At 41.3% G+C, this 20,108-nt stretch carries 21 protein-coding genes and 1 pseudogene; 16 read left to right on the top strand and 6 right to left on the bottom strand.

What is annotated here, in order from left to right:
- Positions 1–262: pseudogene (locus G628_RS19365) on the top strand (group II intron reverse transcriptase/maturase); the annotation flags it as partial.
- A gap of 131 nt (positions 263–393) precedes the next feature.
- On the opposite strand, the gene G628_RS0110235 reads toward G628_RS19365, so the two are convergent.
- From G628_RS0110235 to G628_RS0110225, 3 genes are all read right to left on the bottom strand, one after another.
- A complete protein-coding gene (locus G628_RS0110235) occupies positions 394–1,386 on the bottom strand; it encodes a substrate-binding domain-containing protein (protein WP_026655604.1) in 993 nt (330 codons plus the stop codon).
- A gap of 16 nt (positions 1,387–1,402) precedes the next feature.
- Positions 1,403–3,391, bottom strand: a complete 1,989-nt coding sequence (locus G628_RS0110230) for a methyl-accepting chemotaxis protein (protein ID WP_026655603.1) — start codon at positions 3,389–3,391, stop codon at positions 1,403–1,405.
- Positions 3,392–3,503: 112 nt separating this feature from the next.
- Positions 3,504–4,412, bottom strand: a complete 909-nt coding sequence (locus G628_RS0110225) for a M15 family metallopeptidase (RefSeq protein ID WP_027209084.1) — start codon at positions 4,410–4,412, stop codon at positions 3,504–3,506.
- Positions 4,413–4,492: 80 nt separating this feature from the next.
- Here G628_RS0110225 and G628_RS0110220 point away from each other — a divergent pair, with 80 nt between their 5' ends.
- The 6 genes from G628_RS0110220 (at position 4,493) to rpsI (ending at position 8,849) form a co-directional block, all read left to right on the top strand.
- On the top strand, positions 4,493–5,341 hold the full coding sequence (locus G628_RS0110220; RefSeq protein WP_026655601.1) for an energy-coupling factor transporter ATPase: 849 nt from the start codon (positions 4,493–4,495) through the stop codon (positions 5,339–5,341).
- 13 nt (positions 5,342–5,354) lie between these two features.
- Positions 5,355–6,203, top strand: a complete 849-nt coding sequence (locus G628_RS0110215) for an energy-coupling factor transporter ATPase (protein ID WP_026667347.1) — start codon at positions 5,355–5,357, stop codon at positions 6,201–6,203.
- A gap of 20 nt (positions 6,204–6,223) precedes the next feature.
- On the top strand, positions 6,224–7,027 hold the full coding sequence (locus tag G628_RS0110210; RefSeq protein WP_027209083.1) for an energy-coupling factor transporter transmembrane component T family protein: 804 nt from the start codon (positions 6,224–6,226) through the stop codon (positions 7,025–7,027).
- 14 nt (positions 7,028–7,041) lie between these two features.
- Positions 7,042–7,845, top strand: coding sequence for a tRNA pseudouridine(38-40) synthase TruA (truA, locus tag G628_RS0110205; protein WP_026667345.1), 804 nt, complete (start codon positions 7,042–7,044; stop codon positions 7,843–7,845).
- A 155-nt stretch (positions 7,846–8,000) separates the two neighbouring features.
- Entirely contained in the window at positions 8,001–8,429 is a 429-nt protein-coding gene (gene rplM / locus G628_RS0110200; RefSeq protein ID WP_026655596.1) for a 50S ribosomal protein L13, read from the top strand.
- Positions 8,430–8,450: 21 nt separating this feature from the next.
- Positions 8,451–8,849: a 30S ribosomal protein S9 gene (gene rpsI / locus G628_RS0110195; protein WP_026655595.1), complete on the top strand. Its 399-nt coding sequence runs from the start codon at positions 8,451–8,453 to the stop codon at positions 8,847–8,849.
- Positions 8,850–9,005: 156 nt separating this feature from the next.
- On the opposite strand, the gene G628_RS0110190 is transcribed toward rpsI, so the two are convergent.
- Together G628_RS0110190 and G628_RS17080 are read right to left on the bottom strand one after the other, a co-directional pair.
- Complete coding sequence (locus tag G628_RS0110190) at positions 9,006–10,058, bottom strand: tyrosine-type recombinase/integrase (RefSeq protein ID WP_024865247.1); 1,053 nt, start codon at positions 10,056–10,058, stop codon at positions 9,006–9,008.
- A 54-nt stretch (positions 10,059–10,112) separates the two neighbouring features.
- Positions 10,113–10,637 (bottom strand): helix-turn-helix domain-containing protein, encoded by a 525-nt coding sequence (locus G628_RS17080; RefSeq protein WP_051199140.1) that lies wholly within the window; start codon positions 10,635–10,637, stop codon positions 10,113–10,115.
- Between the two features lie 162 nt (positions 10,638–10,799).
- Between G628_RS17080 and G628_RS0110180 the strand changes: the two genes are divergently transcribed.
- From G628_RS0110180 to G628_RS0110155, 6 genes are all read left to right on the top strand, one after another.
- Positions 10,800–11,036, top strand: a complete 237-nt coding sequence (locus tag G628_RS0110180; RefSeq protein ID WP_013280038.1) for a hypothetical protein — start codon at positions 10,800–10,802, stop codon at positions 11,034–11,036.
- Positions 11,037–11,165: 129 nt separating this feature from the next.
- Positions 11,166–12,140 (top strand): AAA family ATPase, encoded by a 975-nt coding sequence (locus tag G628_RS0110175; RefSeq protein WP_027209082.1) that lies wholly within the window; start codon positions 11,166–11,168, stop codon positions 12,138–12,140.
- Between the two features lie 107 nt (positions 12,141–12,247).
- Positions 12,248–12,481: a hypothetical protein gene (locus G628_RS0110170; RefSeq protein ID WP_027209081.1), complete on the top strand. Its 234-nt coding sequence runs from the start codon at positions 12,248–12,250 to the stop codon at positions 12,479–12,481.
- 209 nt (positions 12,482–12,690) lie between these two features.
- Complete coding sequence (locus G628_RS0110165) at positions 12,691–13,770, top strand: plasmid recombination protein (RefSeq protein WP_027209080.1); 1,080 nt, start codon at positions 12,691–12,693, stop codon at positions 13,768–13,770.
- 303 nt (positions 13,771–14,073) lie between these two features.
- Positions 14,074–15,015, top strand: a complete 942-nt coding sequence (locus tag G628_RS0110160) for a Fic family protein (protein ID WP_024865252.1) — start codon at positions 14,074–14,076, stop codon at positions 15,013–15,015.
- Between the two features lie 214 nt (positions 15,016–15,229).
- Positions 15,230–15,532: an ArsR/SmtB family transcription factor gene (locus G628_RS0110155; protein WP_022780004.1), complete on the top strand. Its 303-nt coding sequence runs from the start codon at positions 15,230–15,232 to the stop codon at positions 15,530–15,532.
- Positions 15,533–15,559: 27 nt separating this feature from the next.
- Here the strand turns inward: G628_RS0110155 and G628_RS0110150 are convergent, their stop codons facing one another.
- Positions 15,560–16,597, bottom strand: coding sequence for a YeiH family protein (locus G628_RS0110150; protein ID WP_026515575.1), 1,038 nt, complete (start codon positions 16,595–16,597; stop codon positions 15,560–15,562).
- Positions 16,598–16,724: 127 nt separating this feature from the next.
- Between G628_RS0110150 and G628_RS0110145 the strand changes: the two genes are divergently transcribed.
- The 3 genes from G628_RS0110145 (at position 16,725) to ltrA (ending at position 20,035) form a co-directional block, all read left to right on the top strand.
- Positions 16,725–17,609, top strand: coding sequence for a LysR family transcriptional regulator (locus tag G628_RS0110145; protein WP_022780006.1), 885 nt, complete (start codon positions 16,725–16,727; stop codon positions 17,607–17,609).
- Between the two features lie 65 nt (positions 17,610–17,674).
- A complete protein-coding gene (locus tag G628_RS18750) occupies positions 17,675–17,842 on the top strand; it encodes a hypothetical protein (protein WP_015550812.1) in 168 nt (55 codons plus the stop codon).
- A gap of 798 nt (positions 17,843–18,640) precedes the next feature.
- The gene (gene ltrA / locus G628_RS0110135; RefSeq protein ID WP_027208668.1) at positions 18,641–20,035 is read left to right on the top strand and encodes a group II intron reverse transcriptase/maturase; all 1,395 of its coding nucleotides are present in this window, start codon (positions 18,641–18,643) and stop codon (positions 20,033–20,035) included.
- Positions 20,036–20,108: the final 73 nt, after the last annotated feature.

Genomic DNA, 20,108 nt, shown 5'->3' with positions numbered 1-20,108 from the left:
CAAGGAAATGGACTCAAGAATTCGTTTTAGATTGCGTATGTGTATTTGGAAGCATTGGAAAACTCCACAGAATAGAGCTAAGAATTTGATGAAGCTGGACGTACCAAGATGGGCGGCGTATAATATCGCCTACTGCGGAGACAGATATGCAAGACTCGCTCACAATGGATGGGTACAAAAGGCTATAAGTACAAAGAGACTAACCTCATTTGGATTAGTCTCAATGTTAGATTACTACACCGAAAAGTGTGTTACTTGTTAAGTTGATTGAACCGCCGTGTACCGAACGGTACGCACGGTGGTGTGAGAGGTCGGAATTTCTCATTTATGAGAAATTCCTCCTACTCGATTGTCTTTATTTGCGATTTAAACAAATGATGTGACAATGGTCATTTATTTATACTGGTCCACATTCTGGGGCGTTATGGGAACAAATGGAACCCAAATATACTTATGGTCTGCGGATACGCCTGAAACAGAAGAAACCGAACCGTTTTTTGCAAGTGAAACAGCACTTTGTACGGCTGCAGCACCCTGTCCTGCGGTATCCTGAAGAACCGTCATATAAAGGTCTCCGCTTCTTACAGCTTCACATCCCTCGTCTGTAGCGTCGATTCCGGCTACAAGTATCTTGTGTGTATCATATCCGTTTTCTTTCATCCATTTGATAGCGCCCATTGCCATAGTGTCGTTATTGCAGATGATACAATCAAATGACTGTCCTGTCTTTTTGAATATATTGAGCTTGTCATATGTTACGTCTTCAACCCAATCACCGTTGTCGACCCATACATAGTTTACATCGACCTTATTGTCAAGGAAGAAGTATTTTACTGCATTTGTACGCTTTGGAGCAGCTGCATGCATCTTTTCACCAACCATGATGATGACATTAAGTGCAGGTGGTTTTCCGAGACCGCTCCAGATATAATCTGCTTGGAATTCTCCGGCATCCTGCTCGTATGAGCCAACATAGACATATTTGTCACTTTTGAGATAGTCAATCTCAGGCTCATTGTTGATGAATACAATTGGAAGATTGCCTGCTGCATTCTCCATCTGAAGTGTGGTGCTTGTATCACATAATCTGCATATGATGGCATCATATCCTTCAGAAGCGGCGTTTGCTATCTGTTGCATCTGTGTTTCTGTATCTTTCTGGCTGTATACGACATCAATTGTTGCGCCAAGTTCTTGGCCCTTTGCAACTATTGAATCGGCAAGTGTATTTAGGAATGAGTCATCGTCAGCGTGAAGCGTCATAAGTATTTTTATACCGTTACCGGAAACCGATCCGGAGCCTGCCTTGCCACAAGCTGTAATTGAAAGAGATAGCAGTATCACGCATAGTAGATAAGCCATTGATCTTTTAATTCGATTTTTCATAATATGTATCTCCTTATCAAATCTTGAACTTCTGAACATAGGATGTAAGCGTTTCTGAAGTATTTGCCAACTCGTGTGAGTTGTCGGCAACGTCCTGACTGTTTTTAGTAATGCTATTAGCCTGTTCAACCATCTTACGACTGGTTTCGAGGATTTCATCCGTGCTTGCAGCCTGTTCTTCGGAGATAGCAGCAACATTGCTTGCAACGTCATCAACCTTCTGCACGTCTTTGATCATGAGGTCGATAAGAGAATTTGATTTTTCAATGTTCTGATAGATCTGATCGAATGTCTGTACTGCTGTATCAATAAGATCGCTGTTGCTTTCAATATTCTTTGCACTTGTCTGAGCCTGAACGACAACGTTGTCGATGGCTTTTCTGACTTCATCGATAAGTTTTGCAATGTTATCGGCACTTGTTGCAGAGTTCTTCGCAAGTTTACCAATCTCGGTAGCAACAACGGCAAATCCCTTTCCGGAATCACCGGCGCGTGCGGCTTCAATAGAAGCATTAAGTGAAAGGAGATTGGTCTGCTCGGCAATTTCAGCGATAAGACCGACAATATTGGTGATCTCTTCGGAAGCTTTTCCTACAGCGTCAATAGAAGTAACAAGCTCGTCATTGCTGCTCTTAATGTACTGCATAGCATCGGCAAGCTGTTCCATGTTGTCGCGGCCCTTCTTACTGATCGCAACAGTTTCTTTCATGCTCTCATTAGCCTGATTTGAATTGTCTCTTGTGTCAGCAACTACCATTGCAAGAGTTGTGGCATTCTGGGCAATCTCGTTAACTGCAACAGCGAGCTGATCGACAGTTGAATTGAGGTTCTTCATAGCTTCTGACTGCGATTGAGATGCTTCGTACATGCTCTTTGATACAATATCGGAATTGTCGGACTGCTCTCTGAGTCTCTTTGACTCGGCATTGATAGCAGTGAGCATATTCCTCATGGAATGAACAAATTCATTTACTTCATCGCCCATGAGACCAATCTCATCATTACTTCTTCCGTGTTTAACGTTGATAGTGAAGTCACCGGCTGACATATCTGTAATGTTCTTGGTAATTCCGCCGAGAGGAGCAATGACTTTGGTAACCATGAGGTTGATAAGTACAACGATAACTATAATTGCAAGTATTCCTGTCACGATAAGAGTGGTAACAAGTCTTGTCACGTCCTTCATGACAATCGATTTGCTTATATATGAGATAAGAACCCAGTCGGTTCCGGCAATCTGCTTAAATGCAACTACATTGTTGGCAAGAGTAACGGTGGAGTAGTCTCTCTCGGCAATCTTGCCTGCTATTGCAGCCATAAGTCTGTCGTTGTCATTTGTGTCAAGTTTGGTTGATACACGGTTCTTGTCACGATGGGCAAGAATAGTGTTATCTGTTATATCAACAAGAAAAGAAGCAGCCTGGTCCATCTTAACCTTGGAGTTGACGATAATACTGATCTGGTCAAGTGACAGATCGGCGGCCATAATCTTAAGGTCTGAAGAGCCGTCATCGATGATACCTGATGCACTTATGACACTTGTGCCGTTTGCATCCTTATATGTATTACCATAGACCATGTTTACGCGGGTCATACCTTGTTTGAACCATTCCTGTTCTGTGACATTACCCGTTTCTTTCGTGGATTCTGATGCTTTGTAGACTTTACCGCTTTGTGATGCGATATACGGACCGTTTTTGCAATAGATATTAAAACCGTAGCAAGCGTTCATCATAGCAGATAATTGTGCATCTGTTGGCTTTGTTTTTTCGACCATTTGCTTAACGGTAGAGAAATTCTGGAGATTTTCGTCGAGCCATGCCTCAATGTTGTCTGCCTGATTGGAAATGGAAGAATTAAGTGCCGATGTTGCCATCTGTGTCATACTCTTACCTGACAGGTATCCTGAAATGAGCACCAAAATAAGAATAGTGGCAACTACAGCAGGGACCAAGAACAATAAAAGCTTGTTTTTGATCTTTGTATGTCTCTTTCCTTTTTTCATTTTAGATAAGTCTCCTTAAGATATAAAAATAGATAAAATTATAGAAGCTTAATAGTTATTGTACACTGTTTGGATTGTTTTTTATATGGAATATTATGAACAATTTCACTTTTTAGCGAATTTTCTTTTCAAAATGTTGATAGTCTTTAGATGAATTCCAGTTTCCTCCCCATGTAAAACCGTGTTCTCTGAAGAGCTTATAGGCAAGATCGTCCTTGTCAATCTTATATGGAAAAGAGGCAGACCTGTCGGTATAGTCCTTGCCGGTAACGGGAGCGATGGTAGTTGTGCCGTTCTTGTACTTTACCTGTGGATTATATAGAGGATTTAAGTCAATCGCGAGTCCTTGAGAGTGTTTGGAGAGCTTATGTCCTTTTGCGATGGGACGATAATTGAAGCAAGAGGTGTTGTTTGCTTCCATAGAAGCCTCGTCATCCGCATTAAACTCGTCGATAAGCTTAATGCTTTCAATCTGATAGTCGTTCTCATATAATTCGTGGAAGATTTCCATGACATCGTCGGCAATTACCTTATTACAGATCATTTCACCGGTCTTTTCTTCACCGTCAAAATTTACATAGCTGATAACACAATATCTGAGTTCGGTAAGTGGGATTTTGCAATCATGAGGATATGATACGTCTGTTATCTTTGATACAATTGAATCCGGAATTTCCTCGTAGTAGAAGCCTTCTTCGAATGTGACTCTTGTGTCATATACGTCTGAATCGTCGGGTAAGTTTGAGTTCGACATGACACTCGAATTGACCGTTTCAGTCGATAATTCTGATGCACTGATCGATGCTCCGGAGGTATTTTCGGAAGAGGCAACTGATGAGCTTTGTTCAAGATTTGAATCAAACGTGGCCGAAGCTGTGATATTTTCCTGTGATTCTACAGAAAGATGGGAATTGGCGTAATCTTCGAGAGTTTCGTGACCTGCAAGATGTCTTGCGGCGAGGGCACAAAAAACGATTATTGCCAAAAGAAGAATAAGATCTTTTACATATTTACTGTTCATTTGGAAATCTCCGATGTTAATTTTATAAATCAATATTACCACATTTATGCTATAATATTTCGAATGGTAGGTAAAAAGAGATGATACGTACAGATAAACTTGTATTTGAATATATCAGAAGAGACGAAGAGGGAAATGTCGAAGGCATTACAAGGGCTGTCGATGATGTCAATATTGACGTCAGACCCGGACAGTTTATAGCGGTTCTCGGACACAACGGATCAGGCAAGTCGACACTTGCCAAACATTTCAACGCTCTTTTGTATCCGACAGAGGGCGAAGTTATCGTTGACGGGATGAACACGAGAAATGGCGAGAAACTGTGGGAAATCAGGCAGGAAGCCGGAATGATCTTTCAGAATCCCGACAATCAGATAATCGGACAGGTTGTCGAAGAGGATGTCGGATTTGGCCCTGAGAATATGGGCGTCCCCACGGAAGAAATCTGGGAGCGTGTTGATGAGAGCCTTAGAGCGGTGAATATGCTTGAATTCAGGAAATCATCACCCAATCATCTTTCGGGTGGCCAGAAACAGAGAGTTTCAATTGCCGGAGTTATCGCTATGCATCCAAAGTGCATTATCATGGACGAACCCACGGCGATGCTCGACCCAAACGGAAGAAAAGATGTCATCAGGGCAGCGAGGGCGCTTAACAGCGTTGAAGGAATAACTGTCATTCTCATAACACATTATATGGAAGAAGTTATTTACGCCGATAAGGTGTTTGTCATGGATAAAGGGCATGTTGAGATGCAGGGCACGCCTAAAGAGATTTTTTCTCAGGTTGAAAAGCTCAAAGAGCTAAGGCTCGGCGTTCCGCAGGTTACTCTTTTGGCACACGAACTTAAAAAGAGCGGTTTGCCGCTTCCTGACGGAATTCTCACAAAAGAGGAGTTTGTCGAGGAACTTAAGAAATTAAAGAGATGATACGGAGAAGGAAATGTCTATAATTCTCGACCATGTAAATTATATATATGATGAAGATACCGCGATGGCGCATGCGGCGCTGACGGACGTGAATATAAAGATTGATGCGGGCGAATTTATCGGGCTTATAGGGCATACGGGTTCGGGCAAATCAACGCTGATCCAGCATATGAACGGTCTTGTTAAGCCTACGAGCGGTACGGTATATTTTGACGGAAAAGATATCAGCGATCCCGAGTTTGATAGGAAAGCGCTCAGAGCCAAGGTGGGACTTGTTTTCCAGTATCCCGAGCACCAGCTTTTTGAAACGGATTGCTTTAAGGATGTTTGTTTTGGACCAAGGAACCTTGGTTTGTCTCAGAAGGAAGTGGAACTTAGAGCTTATGAGGCACTTAAACAGGTTGGCTTTGACGATGACTATTTTTACCAGTCACCGTTTGACCTTTCGGGCGGACAAAAGAGAAGAGTCGCAATAGCCGGCGTTCTTGCAATGAAGCCTGAGATCCTTATCCTTGACGAGCCTACTGCGGGACTTGATCCCAAGGGAAGAGAGGATATCCTCAATCTTGTGAAGAAGCTTCATGATGAAGTCGGCATAACTATCATACTTGTAAGTCACAGCATGGACGATGTTGCGGATTATGTGGACAGAATAATAGTTATGAATAAGGGAAGAGTAGCATTTGACGATGTTCCCAAGGAAGTTTTCAGACACAGACAGGAACTTGAGGCTATAGGTCTTGCGGCTCCGCAGGTTACGTATGTTATGCAGGAGCTTAAGACGGCCGGATTTGATGTTGACATAGATGTCACAACACTTGACGAAGCAAAAAACGAGATATTGAGAGCTTTTTCAAAATAAAAGATATGTAAGGCAAAAAGATGCTTAGAGATATTACATTAGGACAATATTACAGAACTGAATCGATAATACACAGACTGGACCCAAGAGTTAAGATAGTCGGCACGTTTGTTTTCCTTATTGCCATTTTTATGGTAAATAACGCATTGGGATATGTTATCGCGGGACTTTTTCTTGCTATGAACATCAAGCTGTCGAATGTGCCGGTTAAATTTATCTTCAGGGGAATGAAATCTATTTTTTTCCTGCTGATGATATCGGTGCTGTTTAATTTGTTTCTGACTCCCGGAGATCCGATAATTACAATTTGGAAGATAAAGATCACGGATGAGGGCCTTAAACTTGCCGTAAAGATGGCGATAAGACTGGTGTTCCTTATTACAGGTTCATCGCTTATGACGCTTACGACAACGCCAAACAACTTGACTGACGGACTTGAGAGTTTACTTAATCCGCTTAAGCTTGTGCATGTTCCGGTGCATGAAATATCAATGATGATGTCGATCGCGCTTAGATTTATCCCTATTTTGCTCGAGGAGACCGATAAGATTATGAAGGCTCAGATGGCAAGATGCGCGGATTTTGAGACCGGCTCGATCATTAAAAGGGCAAAAAACATGGTACCGCTTTTAGTGCCGCTTTTTATATCGGCATTTAGAAGAGCTATGGATCTTGCGATGGCAATGGAAGCAAGGTGCTACCGCGGCGGCGAGGGCAGGACCAAGATGAAGCCGCTAATTTATCAGAAAAGAGACAGGATTGCATATATTGTGCTTGTTCTTTTCCTTATATTATGTGGTGTGATTGGAAGAATGAAATTCTGAGAGATAATAAAGAAATGGCAAAAAAGCGCAGAATAATGCTGATAGTTTCATATGATGGCACGAATTACAGCGGATGGGCGCTTCAGAGTTCAACCCCTAATACCGTTGAAGGTGTGCTGAACAGGGCAATTCATGGTCTGACCGGAGAGGAAGTTGCGGTAATAGGCGCAAGTAGGACGGATGCAGGCGTTCATGCCTACGGAAATGTCGCTGTTTTTGATACCTGCTCGACGATTCCGGGAGACAGATTCTCTTTTGCCCTGAATCATATACTTCCTGAGGATGTGCGAATTGTTGAGTCGATGGAAGTCGCACCGGAGTTTCATCCGCGTCATTGTGATACAGAGAAAACCTATGAATACAGGGTTTTGAACACCAAGATGCCTGTTCCCGTAAGGCGACTGTATACATATCATTTCAGCATGCCGTTGGATGCGGAAAAGATGCAGGAAGCAGCGAAGTATCTCGTGGGAGAGCATGATTTTACAAGCTTTTGCAATGTTGAATCGCAGGCGGCAAGTCATGTGCGCACAATCAGGGACATCACGGTGGAAAGACACGGCGATGAAGTGATAATCAGCGTTACGGGCAACGGTTTTCTATATAATATGGTCCGCATAATCGCGGGTACGCTCATACTTGTAGGAAGAGGGAAAAAAGAGCCTTCGGAAGTTAAGAAAATGCTTGATAGCAAGGATCGCAAAGCAGCGGGTCCGACAGCACCGCCGGAGGGGTTATTCCTTATAAAATATAAGTTCACGGATGGCGTTCCGATCGTTGGAAATAGTGTTGACAATAAGACTAAATGCGATATATAATATCTTACTGTGTGACGTCATGTCCACTATTAGGTGAAAATGTCATATTGTTGTCCCGGTAAGCTTCAATATGTACATCATATATAATGTGAGAATCAGGTGAAGGGTTTTCACATAAGTAACCAATCAAGTAATTATTTACTGGAGGAAATACAATGAAAACTTATATGCCTAGTGCAACTACAGTCGAGAAGAAGTGGTATGTAGTTGATGCTACCGATATGACACTTGGACGTCTTGCTTCAAACGTAGCAAACGTACTTAGAGGTAAGAACAAGCCCATCTATACTCCTAACATTGATACAGGCGATTATGTGATCGTAATCAATGCTGAGAAGATCAAGGTTTCAGGTAAGAAGCTTGATCAGAAGATGTATTGGCATCACACAGAGTATGTTGGACACCACAAGGAGTTCTCACTCCGTCAGATGATCCAGGACAAGCCTGAAAGAGTTATCGAGCATGCCGTTAAGGGAATGCTTCCTAAGGGATCTCTTGGAAGAGAAATGTACACAAAGCTCCATGTATACGCAGGTGCAGAGCATCCACACGCAGCTCAGAAGCCTGAAGTATTAACATTTTAATCGGAGAGGAGAATAGTAAAAATGGCAAAGTCATCTAATTATTACGGAACAGGTAGAAGAAAGAAATCAATCGCTAGAGTATACCTTGTATCCGGAAATGGAAATATAACAATCAACAAGAGACCTATCGATGAGTATTTCGGACTTGAGACACTCAAGGTTATCGTTAGACAGCCCCTTGTTGCTACAGAGACAACTGAGAAGTTCGACGTTGTAGTAACAGTTAGAGGCGGCGGCACAACAGGCCAGGCCGGTGCTATCAGACACGGTATCGCAAGAGCACTTCTTCAGGCTGACTCAGATGAGTACAGACCTGTACTTAAGAAGGCCGGATACCTTACAAGAGACCCTCGTATGAAGGAAAGAAAGAAGTACGGTTTGAAGAAAGCTCGTCGTGCTCCTCAGTTCTCAAAGAGATAATCTTTCGAGATTCAAAAAGAACTTACAAACCTCAGAAACTCAGTGTTTCTGGGGTTTTTCTTTTATCTATAATTGTATTCAGTTGTGGTGAAACGCAGAAAATTTTGTACCGTAAACAGCGAGTAAACAGCAGGTAGACAGCAAAATTCTCAAGCCTTAGATTTTGTTAATTGCTTCTACCAGAGACTGGATATCAAGGTGTGTGTACACTTTCTCGGTCAGAGACATTGCTCCGGAGTGTCCTACGATTTTCTTGATCATTGTAGGATCCACATGAGCTTCCGCCAGCATTGATATGCAGGTGTGCCTAGTATCATGAGGATTGTGCTCCATACCAAGGTTTTCTATTAGTGGTGTCCAGTAGCTGTCTTTATAGTTCCTGTAGGTGAATTTTTTGTTGTCATCTGTGTGAAGAAGGTATTCACAGTCAGAGGATTCATACCAGGCTTTGTAGAATGGTAGAACCTTATCTGCTATAGGAACCTTTCTGATACCATTTTCAGTCTTACTTAGTATCACATCGAAATACTGTTCTTCAAGATGAACATTTTTCTTTTCCAAATCCAGTAGTTCAGATATTCTACAGCCGTTGTAAATCAGCATCAGTACTGTCTGGTAGAACGGATCATCCTTGAGTTCCCATAGCCTGTCAATCTCAGCTTTTGAAAAGATATCTCTCTCAACCTTGTTTGGATTCTTGTCCTTATACTTGAGGATATCTACAAATTCGGAATAGTCCTTGTTACAGATATCGTTCTTAAGGGCATAATCGTAAAGCTGATTGAAAAGGACTTTGATCTTACGGAGTGTAGGATAATTCTTTCCGCAGGTATCAATGACATTCTGAAGCTCTGCCAGCCTTATATCTCTAAAAGTTTTATTGTAAAGGGTGCCACATACGTTATATGAGGCTGTATACCCATGTACGTTGGATTTAGAGATTGTAGGATACTTTGCTTCAGACCAGGCATTATATACGTCTGTGAATGTCATTTTGGCTGCTTTTGTATCAAATGGATTCTGATGATAATCTGATAGCATTTGCAAGCCTTCCTGCTTGGTTTCAGCATATCCTATGACATTGTACGTCTGCTTTTTGGTACCTTTTTCCGGATCAATGGTCCATCCGGTGGTTACTCTTACCATATAGGGCTTTCTGCGTTTTCCGGACATTTTCATTACACTTCCATATCCGTTTGGTAATTTCAAGTATTATCGACCTCCTTTGATGCTCAGGTAATTTATGAAAAAGGGGATAGTCCCTTAATCACCTTTCTTATCGGGCAATGCTACATTTGCGTAGTATGCAAGTTCTGTTTCAAACCAGTGATTAAATCTATCTTCATTTGATAGGCCTTGTTCAAGGCTCTCTCGTTCATCTGCATATCTTTCCAGAAAAAGGCAGAGATCTGCGTTGTTTTCTGCTATTTCATCGTTTCCCATGAATTTAAGGCTACAGCTCCACTCTTCAGTTTTTGGCGGGCGATTTACGTCTATATTGAAGTGAAGACCTGCTTTTTTATTTAATTCGTTTAGAACATAGAGGACATCTGAGAGTGTATCTAAAGTGATGTTCTTCTTCTGATATCCAATAAGTTCTGCTGGAGAGATGTTAAGAATACTTGCGATCTCATTCAGTATACCTATTGAAGGTTCTATTTCACCGCTTTCATATTTCTGTACGGTACGCATAGTTTTGCCTAGCCTGTTAGCCAACTCAGTCTGACTGAGGTGCTGAGTTTTTCGGGCCTGCTTAATTCTATTTCCAATATCAGATCCATTGTTCATTGTACTGACCTCCTTGTGTGAATTGTAACACGTAGCAATACGAATTGCAAGAACGTATTACGAATTATAAATACATATTTATTGTTGACAAATGAATTATAAAGACGTATTATCAAAATACGAACTGATAATTCGTATTTTGAAAGAAGGGAGGTGAAAAGTATGGAAGACAAAAAGTTATATGTAGAACTACCAAGATTTACCGGTAGAAATGTTCCTATAACTGAGGTTGCCGAGGCAATGCACAAGGATGCACAGTTCGTAAGAATTGGAATCCAGCAGGGGATATTCAAATTTGGATATGCCATGAAGAAAGAGAATTCCAGTGAATACAACTACTATTGTCCAGACAGAAAGGTATGGGAAGAGATTGGATACTTTAGTCCAGAAGCAGTCTAAAATGAAAAAACTCTCTTGCTGGTAACAAGAGAGTGAATGAAAAGCCGGAGCTTTTGTAAATTCGATTAAATAAAGTATAGCAAGGGTTCCGGCCAAGTTCAACAAAAAAGTAAGATTGGAGGAATCAAAATGGAAACAAGCAAACCAGAATTAAAGCTTATCCAAATGTCAGATGTAGAAGCTGAAGAAGTTTCCTGGCTATGGTATCCGTTTATACCATATGGAAAGCTTACCATCATTCAGGGAGATCCCGGAGATGGAAAAACAACTTTTGTACTAAATGCAGCAGCGAAGTTATCAAAAGGAATTTCGTTAGATACAGGTCTGCAGAGTGAGGAACCAATAAACATCATATATCAGACAGCAGAAGACGGACTGGCTGATACGGTAAAGCCAAGACTTGAAGGTGCCGGGGCTGACTGCTCCAAAATCCATGTGATAGATGAGAGTGATAAATCGCTATCAATGGTAGATGAGAGAGTTGAACAGGCAATCATAAGGACTGGAGCAAAACTCTTGATTCTGGATCCACTACAGGCATATCTCGGAGGCGGAATGGATATGAATAGAGCTAACGAAGCAAGAGATATGACTAAGAAGCTGGGAGCTCTGGCGGAGAAGTACAAATGTGCAATCATCCTAATCGGACACATGAACAAAGCTTCCGGAAACAAGGCAGCTTATCGAGGGATGGGATCAATTGACTTCTACGCAGTAGCAAGAAGTGTCCTGCTGGCAGGAAGGATAGAAGGAGAACCGGAACTAAGGGCAATAGTCCAAATAAAGAACAACTTAGCAGCATTTGGACATTCAAAGGCCTTCAGATTATCAGAAAAGGGATTCGAGTGGATTGGAGATTATGAAATAACTGCAGACGAGGTTCTCGGAGGAATTGCACCGAAAGCGAATAAGCAGGAAAAGGCGATAGCTCTTCTGAGAGAATTGGCTAAAGACCATAATATGATCCCAAGTAACGAGGCAGTAGAACTGGCTAAAGAAGAGGATATATCAAAAAGAACTCTGGAGATAGCCAAAAATGAACTTGGGATAAAAGCCAGGAGAATCAACAATACCTGGTACTGGATATTGAAAGAGAACGAATGATAATCAAGACCGCAACAATGTAAGGTATCTGAAGTTACACTCTTAAGATTGCAAGGTTGTAAAAAGATAAAGACACTGCATTGTTGCGGACTAGAAGAAAGGGACGAATGAAAAACGTACAGATATCACAGGAATTATTTATAAGGCTGGTACGATTACTGGTCTTTGAGTTTGATGAAGATACTGATCTGATCAAAAAAGAACTTGAAGACAAGATGGAAAAACTAGTGAGGCATGAAATCTATTCAAAGTTCAAGACAGCACCCACAGAAGAGGAGAAGGAAAAAGCTCGTCAGGACTACCTCGATATGGTGGGGATGCACAAGGATTTTAGATGGTGATTTCCCTTGATGGATTGAACGGGAGCGTGACACGCTCCGGTAATAATCAGCCAAGGAATGAATGATTTGGCAGGCGAGCGGAGCGAGCTTCCCCATAACGTGTCGTTATGGGTAACCCCTTATGGATAATGACATTACACATCATTATCCGGGGGCTCTCCGAGGGGCCTGCCGGCGGCAAAAAAATATTATGAAAGGAGAGTTTGTTTATGATAACAGTAACATTTCACATCTCATGTAAGAAACATTCGCTCACTAAAACGCGAGATGTGGTTTCGGTGAGCAAACACAATCTTCGATTATTTCAAAGTGAAGAGTATAACGAAGAAATGATCGAAGTGGAAGTCGGGAGTGAAGTAAATATTCTCGATGATGTAAAAGAGATTTATGAAAGGGAATTCTCTGAGGCACTTGCGGAATACAACAAAGGTAAAAGAAGTGACAGACAGATTCATGACTATCTGGAGTATGTATCCGAAAGTAAAAAGAATGATGTGGCTACGGAGGTAATTCTCCAAGTAGGGGATAAGGAATTCTGGGCGGATAAGACGAGAGAACAGTGGAATGCAATGAAGCCACTCTTGAGGGAACAGCTTGAATATGTAAAAGAGATAGTTCCGGAATTCAAAATCGCATCGGCGGTAACACACTTGGATGAGGATTCACCTCATATGCACGTAGTAGGAGTTCCGGTAGCAACAGGATACAAACGAGGACTAAGCAAACAGGTGGCAAAAACAAAAGTGTTTGATCAGGAGAGACTAGAAAAAATACAAGATCTAATGCACGATTTTGTAGAGCATCAGATGAAAGACCACCCGGAGATCTTTGGAGATGAAACCTTAAAGCCAAAGGAAAAAGGAAGGAATAGCGACTTCTCAAAAGAATTCTACTTAAGGCTAAAGCAGCAAGAATATGAAAAGCTGGAAGATAAGTGCCAGGAGAAGGAGACACAGATTGAAGCTCTGGACGGAACGGCTAAAGAAATGAAGGAGGACATTGAAAGCACAGTTAACCAATATGTGGACTCAGTGGTAAATACAGAAATGAAAAAGGAATTCATGAGATACGCAACACTCGAAAATCCTAAGACCACACTGGGAAAACTAGTCTCGAAAGCCTTCAGAACATTCAAGGAATGGTGGGATAAGACCAAGAAGCCTGAGGTAGCTGAAAAGGCTAAAACAAGCATTTTGCAAAAGCTAAGAGAAAGCCAGACGATAGTTGATCAGAGGAAGGAGCAGCAAAGTCCAAATCTTAATAGGAATAATCTAAGACCTGAGAGATGAATAACTGATAGTGCAATAGGCAGGGGCGTGAAAACGCCCTTGTTTTATGCACATAATATTGAACAGGATGGTAGATATAGGTATAATTATAAACAGTTGCTACAAAGAAAAAATTTAAGTATTTCTGAATAGATTAACTTTCAGTATTATAGACGATGTTAAGTCGGAGGTAATAATTCTTTTCGAGACATTTTAGGGAACTTTCCTTGCTGATTATCGAAAAAAGTTCCCTATTTTTTATTTGAACTTTAGGGAACTTTTTGATATATTTCTATTAGAAAGGTTCCCTAAAAGGAGAAATCGATGGATAATAAGTTGGAAACAATTAAGAGCCTATTGCAGGATAAAGCTGACCTTCAGGCCCGTCTAAATCTCATACCTTATGACGGCTCACCGGAAGTGAAGGAAAACTCCAGTGGCAAATACTTGTATATAAGAAAAAGAGTAAATGGAAAACTTACATCAACATATGTTGATGTTTATTCAGATAATCTGTATCAGTTGCTTCTTAGGAACGCTAGAGAAGCCAGAGAATTAAAAAAGAGTATTCGAAAAATAGATAAGCAGCTTGCAGAAGTTGGATATAGCCCTACTGAACTATCTGCAGATGTTGTTATGAATTTGGATTTCGCCAGAGCCAATATGAAATCAAATATCTATGATCAGGCTGTGTTGGAGGGAGTAGCAACGACCTTTCCACAGACAGAGGAAATATTGGAAAAAGGTATCGTCAATGGCATGACAGCAGATGATGTGCAAAAAATCCTGAATCTTAAGCATTCTTGGGAGTTTATTCTTGACCAGGATGTTATACAGGCTGAAACTGATTATCATTTACTTTGCCATGTAGCAAAGCTTGTTAATGAAGGATTTTTCTCTTATGGGGGAAAGATACGGAGTGTGCCTGTAACCATAGGCGGAACCAGTTATGTACCGCCTATTCCTATAGAGTCAATGGTTATAGAGAACATAAACGAAATAAGATCATCTGATAAGGTGGATATAGATAAAGCTATAGAATTATGCATGTATTGCATGAAAACGCAGGTCTTCGTTGACGGTAACAAAAGAGCTTCAGTAATATTTGCTAATCATTATCTTATATCCCATGGGCAAGGACTTCTTGTCATACCAGAGAAAGATGTGCCGGAGTTCAAGAAATTATTGGTTGCATACTATGAAGGTGAAGACATCAATGTGATAGCTACTTTTCTTAAAGAAAAATGCTGGAAACGGATGGACTAAAAATAAATTCTGTTATTTTATATTAACAAAATTTCCATAACTATGAAAAAATATGAATTGTGGAAGAAATGTTATCGTTTATATCCGAAGATAAATTGCCACGGAGGAGACAGAGTTTTAAAAGCTCTGTCTCCTTTTTGAAATAATACATTGACGAATATCTATGTATATGCTTTATCAACACATAGATAAACATCTATATAAGGAGAAGATTATGGCCAAATTAGACGAAGTGCTGATATGTAAGGCTCTTGGAGATCCCAACAGAATGGAAATAGTTAAGATGCTTTCTGATCAGGAGAAATGCGGATGTAAGCTTCTTGAAAAGTTTGATATTACACAGCCGACTCTCTCTCATCACATGAAGATACTTGTGGATTCGGGCTTGGTTAAAGACAGGAAAGAAGGTAAGTGGCACTACTATTCAATAAACACGGACATCATGAAGGAATTCTGTGGTTTTATAAAAACTCTCTGTAATGAAACCACCGGCAAGTGCTGTAAGGGAGAACCGTAATGTGGAACTTTATTCAGACTCAGGTCTTTACCATATTCCCATTACATGCTGCATCAAAAGGCAGACAACTGTTATTCCGATCCAGCAACAGCCGCCAAGCAAAATCGGCTTCCCACCTGATTTAATTAGTTTGATTATGTTACTGTTCAAGCCAATAGCAGCCATGGCCATTATTATAAAGAACTTGCTAAGTTCCTTAAGTGGCTTAAAAACATAAGAAGGGACACCTGCTCTCAAGCAAATAGTTGTGATAATTGAAGCAATCACAAAGAAGACTATGAACATCGGAAATGCTCTTCTAAAGCTAAAGCCATTTGTCGAACTTCCATCCTTTTTTGCTTCCCTTGCCCTCAGATACGCAAGTACCAGTGTAATAGGTATGATAGCCAGTGTTCTTGTAAGCTTGACCGTAACTGCCTTATCAAGAGTCTGATTCCCCAGGTTCCACATACTATCCCAGGTTGATGCAGCTGCGGTGACGGAAGAAGTATCATTAACTGCAGTTCCCGCAAAAATACCGAAAGTCTCTCCTGTTGTGATATCAAAACCTATAAGCTTTCCCAGCGAAGGAAAAAGAAGTGCTGCCAGCACGTTAAAGAAAAATATCACAGAAATTGCCTGTGCCACTTCATCATCATCCGCATCAATGACAGGAGCCGTAGCTGCTATTGCTGAGCCGCCGCATATTGATGAGCCAACTCCGATAAGAGTAGCTGTGTTTCCTTTGATATTCATAACCTTATGAAGAATCCATGATAGGATAAGCGATGTTGAAATCGTGCAGATAATTATAGGAAGTGACTGTTTCCCGGTCTGAAGAACGACCGAAAGATTCATACCAAATCCAAGGAGGACAACAGCCTCCTGCAGAATTATCTTTGATGTGAACTTTATTCCATCAGCCGCCTTCCCCTTGTCATTCCAGAACAGGGCTATTATCATGCCCAGAATGATTGCAATCACCGCTCCGCCAACGACAGGGAAGCGCTTTCCCAGGAGCCATGAAGGAACTGCAATAGTGAAGCATACTATTACTCCCATGTAATTCTTTTTCAAAAAATCCATCTCAAGACCTCTCTCTCTTTTTAATCTGTTCTTTCGTAGGTCTTATTATATTCTGTCTTTTGAAAAAGATAAAATTATATATTATTATATATCCATAAACATTTCTTATCGTTAGGGAGGACTGATTATGCTGGATTTCAGAATAGATACTTTCCTCTGCGTTTGCAGACACCTCAATTTCACCAAGGCGGCTAAGGAGCTGAATATTACTCAGCCCGCTGTTTCTCAACACATACATCATCTTGAAAATGAATACGGGACAAAGCTGTTTACTCAGGATGGAAAAAAACTTTTTCTAACTGACAACGGAAAACTCCTGTATAAAAAAATGAATCAGATAAAAAATGATGATGAAAGTCTCAAAGAAATACTTTCACAGAATAACCATGGCTTAAAAGACATCTCTTTTGGTGTCACCATGACCATAGGAGAATACATAATTGCTGATCCGATCAGTGATTACATAAAAAATCACCCGGATACTAATCTTAAGATTACATTTGGCAACACATCGGAGCTTCTTAAAAAACTCTCCGAGGGGGTTATAGATTTTGCACTTGTAGAAGGATATTTTCCTGAAAATGATTATGAAACGCTGCTTTTTAGCAAAGAAGAGTTTGTTTCTGTCTGTTCGGCAAAGCACTCTTTCACTCAGAAACCGCGCGTGATAAAAGATCTCTTTCCCGAGCGAATTCTTATAAGAGAACCCGGTTCAGGAACGCGCAATATATTAGAAAGAGCTCTTGCCTTGAACAATTACTCTACAAGTGATTTTAGGAATTTTATCCAGGTGGAGAACATGCATGCCATAATAAGCCTTATTGAAAAAGACTGTGGCATCACCTTTTTATATAAAGCAGCGGTTGCATCCGGACTGCAGTCCGGATATCTGAAAACAATCCCCCTTGACGACTTTAGGGTAAAACATGATTTTACCTTCATCTGGCCAAAAGATACTGTTTTCAGTGAAGAGATCCGTGCAATATGTGAGGAAATCCTACCGGTGGCATAAACATTTTAGTAAAATGAATAACGATAAGCATACCTATTCTTAAAAAAGCATTTAATGAGGAAGAGATGACCGCACTTGCATCATGGGACATATCAGATCTATGGGCGAACTGGCAGGGCGCATGTATCAATAGTGGAAGCATCTGGTTTAGGGATGTGGATACTGAAAAGAAAGAGTTTAAGATCGTTTCATTGTTTGATCTTAGAGAGGCTGGAGGAGAAATAACGGATTAATTAGAGCTGTGGGTACATTGTGAACCTTTGGTTTAAGTCCCGTGTGCTCCGCTAAGAAAGATATATCGGAAGATAATCTTACAACAGATAAAGATTTAATGAGCAGAAAGTAAAATCAGAGTATTATTTTTGATCGTGGTTATTAAAGTTGCCACCAGCCGCATACAGTAGCCCTGAGCTTTCTACCGTACGCAGCAGGTAAACAGCAACTCGTCCTAGAAATGCCACAAACACAGCACTTAGGACATTGAAAAAGTTCTCAAAGAGATAATCGTTTCACAACGTATTACGTCTTTGTACAATCAAATACGACTTATTACACCTCAGGGCAATTGTCCTGGGGTGTTTTTTATTGAAGTGCGCCTAGCGGCGCACGTTTCTAACGGGTTAAAGTCCCGAATCCACCCGGTAGTGGGAAGGATATAGCCGAAGGCAAGGGTGTCCATCGTGAGATGGAATCTGAAGGAAGCTGGATATGAGGAACATACTAACTCATGGGCAAATCTCTGGTCTGACGAACAGAAATCTCATATAAGGTTATGCATGAGGGTGAGGCTGCTCCACAAGTCGAAGCCCAATAACTACACGGAATCATGCATGATAAATGAGGCAGATAGATGGAGAGGAAGAAACGTGTGGTACCTAGGGAGATCTGTTGCGATATGCCTTGAAAGAGGTAACCATTACCAAAAGTAATGCTGAACGCACAGAAGTCAGCAGAGGTCATAGTAGCCGAGAGGTGAAGGACCGAATCAATAGGAGTCTTAAGTATGACCGAGAAAGGAGGAATGACCATTAATGGCAGAAAACATTGAAATCAATGGCTGTTCGCAAAGAGATAGTGCGGAACATGAAGGGTATGCGAAAGCGCGTAGGTCATTCAATCGGATATGGAAAGAAAGAGACAGTGCACAGCCGAAACTCTTGGAAGCGATACTGTATAAAGACAACTTTAACAGAGCGTATAAGAGAGTAAAGGCAAACAAAGGAGCGCCAGGAATCGATGGCATGACTATCGAAGCGGCTCTTCCTTATCTTAAGGAACACCAGCAGGAGCTAACTGACCGCATATATCGTGGAAAGTACACTCCGTCGCCAGTTAGGCGAGTTGAGATTCCAAAACCAGATGGTGGTGTGCGTAAGCTTGGCATACCTACCGTGATAGACCGTACACTTCAACAGGCAATAACACAACAGTTAGTGCCAATCTATGAACCGCTGTTTTCAGATGGAAGCTATGGCTATCGCCCAAACAGAGATGCAAAGGGAGCTATACTAAAAATTAAGGAGTACGCAGAACAAGGATACACATTCGCTGTGGTGCTTGACTTATCAAAGTACTTCGACACCCTGAATCACGAAATCCTTATAAATCTTCTTCGAAAGAATGTAAAGGATGAGCGTGTTGTACAGCTCATAAAGCGCTATCTGAAAAGTGGAGTAATGGAAAACGGAGTGGTCATCGAAACAGAGGAAGGTTCGCCGCAGGGGGGCAATTTATCACCACTACTTGCGAACATCTACCTCAACGAGTTCGACCAAGAGTTTCTAAAGAGAGGTGTTCCCTGCATCAGATATGCGGATGACATCGTGCTCCTTGCCAGAAGCAAAAGAGCGTCCGAAAGACTCTTAGAGAGCAGTACGAGATATCTTGAAGAGAAACTGAAACTCACGGTTAACCGCGAGAAAAGCCGTACTGTAAGTGTGTTTGCAATCCGAAATTTTAAATTTCTCGGCTTTGCATTGGGAAGGAACGGAGGTGGCATATATGTCCGAGTTCATACAAAGTCATGGAAAAAGTTCAAGTCAAGGCTGAGGGATTTATCTTCCCGTAAGTCCGCACAGTCCATCAAGCCGAGTCTCGAGAAAATCAAGGTATACGCCAGAGGTTGGCTTAACTACTATGGGATTGCCAGTATGAAGAACAACATAGATGACATCAACGGATGGCTCTATCACAGAATTCGCATGTGTATATGGAAGCAATGGAAACTACCGAGGACTAAATTTAGAAATCTCGTAAAGCTCGGAATTCCAGAACACTATGCGGCAACTATTGCGAACAGTCGCAGGAAGTATTGGTACGTTAGTAACAATAAGGGTGTGATTTGGGCGTTAAATAAAGAAAGACTGATAAACAGTGGCTTCTTTGATTTAGCCACAGCCTATCAGTCTGTGCACGTCAACTATTGAAAGCGCCGTATACCGAACGGTACGTACGGTGTTGTGAGAGGACGGCGGTTAGTCACCGCCTTCTACTCGATTT

The organism is Butyrivibrio hungatei NK4A153 (assembly GCF_000424465.1).
GTDB lineage: Bacteria > Bacillota > Clostridia > Lachnospirales > Lachnospiraceae > Butyrivibrio > Butyrivibrio hungatei_A.
Note: the sequence above shows the minus strand (reverse complement) of the source record. Positions and strands in the feature narration are given on the sequence as shown.

Excerpts from the sequence above, each read along its gene's own strand:
- G628_RS0110235 (WP_026655604.1), bottom strand. The coding sequence starts at position 1,386 with ATGAAAAATCGAATTAAAAGATCAATGGCTTATCTACTATGCGTGATA.
- G628_RS0110230 (WP_026655603.1), bottom strand. The coding sequence starts at position 3,391 with ATGAAAAAAGGAAAGAGACATACAAAGATCAAAAACAAGCTTTTATTG.
- G628_RS0110225 (WP_027209084.1), bottom strand. The coding sequence starts at position 4,412 with ATGAACAGTAAATATGTAAAAGATCTTATTCTTCTTTTGGCAATAATC.
- G628_RS0110220 (WP_026655601.1), top strand. The coding sequence starts at position 4,493 with ATGATACGTACAGATAAACTTGTATTTGAATATATCAGAAGAGACGAA.
- G628_RS0110215 (WP_026667347.1), top strand. The coding sequence starts at position 5,355 with ATGTCTATAATTCTCGACCATGTAAATTATATATATGATGAAGATACC.
- G628_RS0110210 (WP_027209083.1), top strand. The coding sequence starts at position 6,224 with ATGCTTAGAGATATTACATTAGGACAATATTACAGAACTGAATCGATA.
- truA (WP_026667345.1), top strand. The coding sequence starts at position 7,042 with ATGGCAAAAAAGCGCAGAATAATGCTGATAGTTTCATATGATGGCACG.
- rplM (WP_026655596.1), top strand. The coding sequence starts at position 8,001 with ATGAAAACTTATATGCCTAGTGCAACTACAGTCGAGAAGAAGTGGTAT.
- rpsI (WP_026655595.1), top strand. The coding sequence starts at position 8,451 with ATGGCAAAGTCATCTAATTATTACGGAACAGGTAGAAGAAAGAAATCA.
- G628_RS17080 (WP_051199140.1), bottom strand. The coding sequence starts at position 10,637 with ATGAACAATGGATCTGATATTGGAAATAGAATTAAGCAGGCCCGAAAA.
- G628_RS0110180 (WP_013280038.1), top strand. The coding sequence starts at position 10,800 with ATGGAAGACAAAAAGTTATATGTAGAACTACCAAGATTTACCGGTAGA.
- G628_RS0110175 (WP_027209082.1), top strand. The coding sequence starts at position 11,166 with ATGGAAACAAGCAAACCAGAATTAAAGCTTATCCAAATGTCAGATGTA.
- G628_RS0110170 (WP_027209081.1), top strand. The coding sequence starts at position 12,248 with ATGAAAAACGTACAGATATCACAGGAATTATTTATAAGGCTGGTACGA.
- G628_RS0110165 (WP_027209080.1), top strand. The coding sequence starts at position 12,691 with ATGATAACAGTAACATTTCACATCTCATGTAAGAAACATTCGCTCACT.
- G628_RS0110160 (WP_024865252.1), top strand. The coding sequence starts at position 14,074 with ATGGATAATAAGTTGGAAACAATTAAGAGCCTATTGCAGGATAAAGCT.
- G628_RS0110155 (WP_022780004.1), top strand. The coding sequence starts at position 15,230 with ATGGCCAAATTAGACGAAGTGCTGATATGTAAGGCTCTTGGAGATCCC.
- G628_RS0110150 (WP_026515575.1), bottom strand. The coding sequence starts at position 16,597 with ATGGATTTTTTGAAAAAGAATTACATGGGAGTAATAGTATGCTTCACT.
- G628_RS0110145 (WP_022780006.1), top strand. The coding sequence starts at position 16,725 with ATGCTGGATTTCAGAATAGATACTTTCCTCTGCGTTTGCAGACACCTC.
- G628_RS18750 (WP_015550812.1), top strand. The coding sequence starts at position 17,675 with ATGACCGCACTTGCATCATGGGACATATCAGATCTATGGGCGAACTGG.
- ltrA (WP_027208668.1), top strand. The coding sequence starts at position 18,641 with ATGGCAGAAAACATTGAAATCAATGGCTGTTCGCAAAGAGATAGTGCG.